The organism is Bacteroidia bacterium (genome assembly GCA_025056095.1).
Classification (GTDB): domain Bacteria; phylum Bacteroidota; class Bacteroidia; order JANWVE01; family JANWVE01; genus JANWVE01.
This window is the reverse complement of record JANWVW010000216.1, coordinates 1-4797: the sequence shown is the minus strand read 5'-3', so window position 1 is coordinate 4797 and position 4797 is coordinate 1. Positions and strand designations below refer to the sequence as shown.

The window sequence follows — 4797 nt, the reverse complement described above, 5'->3', positions numbered from 1 at the left end:
AGCACCGAAGCGAAGCGTAGTGCGGAATGCCCCGACCCTTGCGTCAGCAAGGGGCACGCCCAAAAAATAAAAAATATTCCTCAAAACCTTAACAAAAACTCACTACCTTTCCATTTGCAATTGAACATTAAACAAACCTTACAAAATACCTCAAAAAAGCGCTATTTTCTCAAATACTACCTACCAAAGCGTAACATTTGTACAGCACTTAAAAAATCTGCCCGCCCACCAATGGGGCGATAGTACACTAATACAGTGTAAAAATTCTGACATTCTGAATAATTGTTTTCTATCAAGGTATGATTAACAGTGTTGTCCTTCAAATTTTTAACTACATACAAGTAGTCATAAATTCCTTGTTTGAGCAAAATTTTAGCTTGATATACTTGGGTAATTTCGTCATAATACATTTTGTTTTCGGGGCGCAGCTGCCAATCTGTAAACGCACCTACAATATAAACCTCACTATCTGGGATAGGTTCGCTATTTAAGGTAAAAATCACAGTTTGATATTCACAAGCAATATCGGGGTCTCCCCTTCGACCCTGCACGTCAATGTAAAACAAACCGTTAAAATCAATAAAAGTAACAAATTTTTGTTTACTGCGAGGTATATCCGTAAACAAAACGGTGTAAAACATGCTATCCTGTTGATATACTTTTCTTACTTGGTTACTATATTGCGTAATTGAACGAACATCCGCCCGCCTAAATTCGTTAATGGCGTCAAAAGTAAGATTAGATGCAAAACCATCGTAAATAAAAGCAGTATCTGAAATAATTGTAGGTCGAGTAACTTCTATCATTCTATCCCAACGGTGATTTTGCATGATTTTGACTTTCAAGTCTTGTACTGGGAACATTATTTTTTTACGTATTTTGCTGAATCCGATAGTCATATCTATCTGATGCGCTTGATTACGAAGACTTGCACTCGTAGCAATGTTGACCGTACCACTTACAAAAACAGTTTGGTCAGATACTAAAAACCGCCGTGTAATGATGATATCATCCTCATCTTGGTTACGAAATACCTTCAAAAGATAATTTCCAGGTAGTTTTACGCCTAGATTTTCATTTGGAAAGCTATATTGGTAATGTATGTATGGAGTAAGTGTATTAAGCGAACTTCTGAAATTGACAATAATATCATTATTTAGACTAGTCAAGTATTCGTTTGGGATAAGTCCAGAGTCTTCCCAATCATGCGTGCAATGCACTACCGTAACATAAAAATTTTCGGCTGTACCGTTAAGTACATCAAACTCTAAGGTCAACTGCCCAGGCTGGTTGAGAAATAAAATGGGATAAGTTAGCTGCTGGTTATCTTGATAAAATTGTACAGTTTTTACGTTTTTTTCATAAACAGCATCTTTGTATTGCAATTTTTTGACAGGTTTAGTAGTGGTAGATGGATTATTGTTATTACTTCGCTTCTTTTTTTGTGCCAAAACAAAGTTTGAGCATATCGCAAGGATTGTCATTAAAAATACCTTGAAGTAGGGACTCATATTTACAAAAATAAGAAAAACGCGGTTTGTAAGTTTTTACTCTAAATATTGTTGTATTTGTGCTGCTATGCGTTGATATTCATCAGGAGTGAACTTTAATCTAGGATTGGTAAAATTAACATCATGTATGGTATTGGCAGGAATAAGGTGAATATGCGTATGGGGTACTTCAAATCCAACTACTGCAGTACATATTCTTTGGCAAGGTATTGCTTTTTTAAGTGCTGCAGCTATTTTTTTTGCAAAAAGGTGCAGTTCTACATATACGTTATCAGGTAAATCAAACATATAGTCAACTTCAACTTTGGGAACCACTAGAGTATGTCCCCTTGCAATCGGCTGTATGTCTAAAAAGCTAATACAGTGTTCATTTTCAGCAATTTTGTAGCAAGGCAATTGACCTTGAATAATTTTAGTAAAAATAGAAGCCATAGTGCGCAAATATAATCAGTAATTTCTACATTTAGTGCATTTCAATAAGAATGATTTATGGTACAGAAAAAATTATGTATGAATTACAGACTTTTTCTTTGACTTTAATATGTTTGTTTAATATATTTGCAAACAGTAAAAATTAGTGGTGTGTGCTTATGAAAAGTAAAACTTATATTTCCCTGGTATCATTAGTCTTCTTAGTAGCAGTTGCAGGTTTGCGTTACTATACACAACTTTACCTGCTAGTACCTAAGAAAGGAATAATTGAGGAAGATAAAGATGCTAAAACAAAAGATCGCCCTGATTTGGCTTGGCTTCAATACCAAGAGCTAACTAAGGACCCGGCGTTAGGCTACGCTCCTACTGAACGCTTATATCAGGCGTATCTCTACGCGCAGCAGCTAAGCAAACAAAACGCAAGCATGAAAACTAGTGCCGCTATACCTGGCGTACAATGGGTAGAAAGAGGACCTAATAATGTGGGAGGAAGAACGCGCGCTATTTTAGTAGATCCAAACGATCCTACCCGCAAAACTGTGTTTGCCGCGGGTGTAAATGGGGGACTTTGGAGAACCAATGACATTACCGTACCTAATCCTGTGTGGACACCTATCAACGATTTTTTTGAAAACCTAGCTATTATTTCTATTGCAGCTAATCCCAACAATCCCCTAGAAATGTACTTTTGTACAGGTGAAGGACACGGAAACCTTGACGCAGCTCGAGGACAAGGAGTATGGAAATCTACAGATGGGGGAGTTACATGGAATCTATTACCTAGTACAACAGGATTTACTCGTTGCCAAAGAATTATTGTTACCCAAGCTAATACGGTTTTAGTGGCTACTAATAATGGTCTTCGCCGCTCTACAGATGGTGGTGCTACATGGACTACTCCCTTGACAGGTTTTATTTATGATGTACAACAAGCCTCTAATGGGGATATCTATGCTACGCCCGCAGGAGGCATACGAAAGTCTACTACTGATGGCGCTACATGGACTACTCTCACGATCCCTATTGCCGCTGATCGTATAGAAATCGGCTGCGCTCCTAGTAATCCTAACTATGTATATGCTTTAGTTGAAAATGCTAATGTAGTTAATGGTATACTTCGCAGCACTGACGCCGGTGCTACATGGACCACCTGCACAGAACCTGATGATGCAGACCCTACTATACCTGCTACTGACTTCTCACGCGGTCAAGCTTGGTATGACCTCTGTATTGCAGTTTCACCTACTAATCCAAACCATGTATTTGTGGGTGGAATTAATCTGTTCAAAAGTACAGATGGATGCAACACTTGGCAACAAATTTCTCACTGGTACGGTGGATTCGGCTTTCAATATGTCCATGCAGACCAACATTGGATATACTTTGAACCTGGTAACCCTAATGTAATTTACTTTGGTACAGATGGAGGGGTTTATAGAACTACTAATGGTACAGCACCCATACCTACCATTACCTCTAAAAACTCAGGCTACAATGTAACCCAATTTTATGCCTGCGCATCAGGACCTATTGCAGGAAGCAACTACTTTCTAGCAGGTTCACAAGACAACGGTTCACAACAATTTACACAACCTGGTATGAACTCCACATTTGAGGTTACGGGAGGTGATGGTGCATATTGTCATATAGATCAAAACCAACCTCAATTCCAATGGACTTCTTATGTATACAATAACTATTTCCGCTCTAATAACTGCGGACAAACTTTTACCTCTCTATCCCTTTCTAGCAACACAGGAGCATCTTTTATTAACCCCACAGATTATGATAATGTTGCTAATATCATGTATTGCTCTAACGCAGGAGGTAATTTTGTTCGCTGGACAGACCCACAAACAGGTACAACCCATGCTGTAGTTACTGTAACTGCTTTTGGTGGAGGAGATGTAACTCACATCAATGCAAACACAAATACCCCTAACCGTGTATTCTTTGGGTTGAATAATGGTAGAGTAGTCCGAGTAGATAATGCACATACAGGTACATCATTAGCAGGAGTACATATCAATAGTGGGGCAGGCATGCCAAGCACTAGCGTTTCTTGTATTGCCGTAGAACCAGGTAACGATAATCACTTGCTCGTAACCTATTCTAACTACGGAGTAAATAGCGTATGGGAAACTACTGATGGAGGAGCAACTTGGACTTCTGTAGAGGGCAATCTACCCGATATGCCTGTATGGTGGGCTTTATTTAATCCTAATAACCCAGACCAAGCTATGATTGCTACTGAACTCGGCGTATGGACTACAGATAATCTCAATGGTACATCCACAGTTTGGGGACCTAGCAACACAGGTCTAGCACACACTCGGGTTACTATGCTCAAAATGAGAGCATCTGACAAGTTGGTGGTGGCATCTACACATGGTAGAGGTTTATTTACCACAGATATATTTATGGATCCTACCGCAGACTTTACTTCCAATACTCGGGTAGCTTATGTAGGACAACCTATTAACTTTATTAGTACTTCTGCAAAAGCTACTTCCTACCTATGGAATTTTGGCGACGCAACTACCTCTACAGCAGCTAATCCTGTTAAGGCTTACACGGCTCCAGGGTTTTACACTGTTACACTCACTATCAATGGAGGGTGTCCTGGCTGTACTAAATCTGTAACCAACTACATTCAAGTTTTACCTGACAGAGCTGTACCTTACTTACTCGCAGATGGAGGAAATTTTGAAGTAAACGTAAATGACTTTGGAGCGCAAAATCTTAAAGATAACGGCGGTCCTACACCCTGTGGAATGCCCATCAGTAATGTAACGTGGGAACGTGGAAACTCTACTATTCCAGGCAAAAATGGTTTTGTCAGCGCTAGTAATGC

The 4797-nt window shown here is 39.3% G+C and carries 4 protein-coding genes; 2 read left to right on the top strand and 2 right to left on the bottom strand.

Annotated features, from left to right (window positions below; translation table 11 throughout):
* The coding region (locus tag NZ519_12220; GenBank protein ID MCS7029519.1) for a hypothetical protein at positions 1-243 on the top strand (243 nt) is incomplete at its 5' end.
* Here the strand turns inward: NZ519_12220 and NZ519_12215 are convergent.
* Both NZ519_12215 and NZ519_12210 read right to left on the bottom strand, forming a co-directional pair.
* Positions 177-1511, bottom strand: coding sequence for a DUF5103 domain-containing protein (locus NZ519_12215; protein ID MCS7029518.1), 1335 nt, complete (start codon positions 1509-1511; stop codon positions 177-179). The two genes, NZ519_12220 and NZ519_12215, sit on opposite strands and share 67 nt — an antisense overlap.
* A 36-nt stretch (positions 1512-1547) precedes the next feature.
* Positions 1548-1943 carry an HIT family protein gene (locus tag NZ519_12210; GenBank protein MCS7029517.1) on the bottom strand — a complete coding sequence of 132 codons (396 nt, stop codon included), beginning with the start codon at positions 1941-1943 and terminating at the stop codon, positions 1548-1550.
* Positions 1944-2101: 158 nt separating this feature from the next.
* On the opposite strand from NZ519_12210, the gene NZ519_12205 reads away from it, so the two are divergent.
* Positions 2102-4797, top strand: a 2696-nt coding sequence (locus tag NZ519_12205; GenBank protein MCS7029516.1) for a PKD domain-containing protein, incomplete at its 3' end; no start/stop codon positions are given.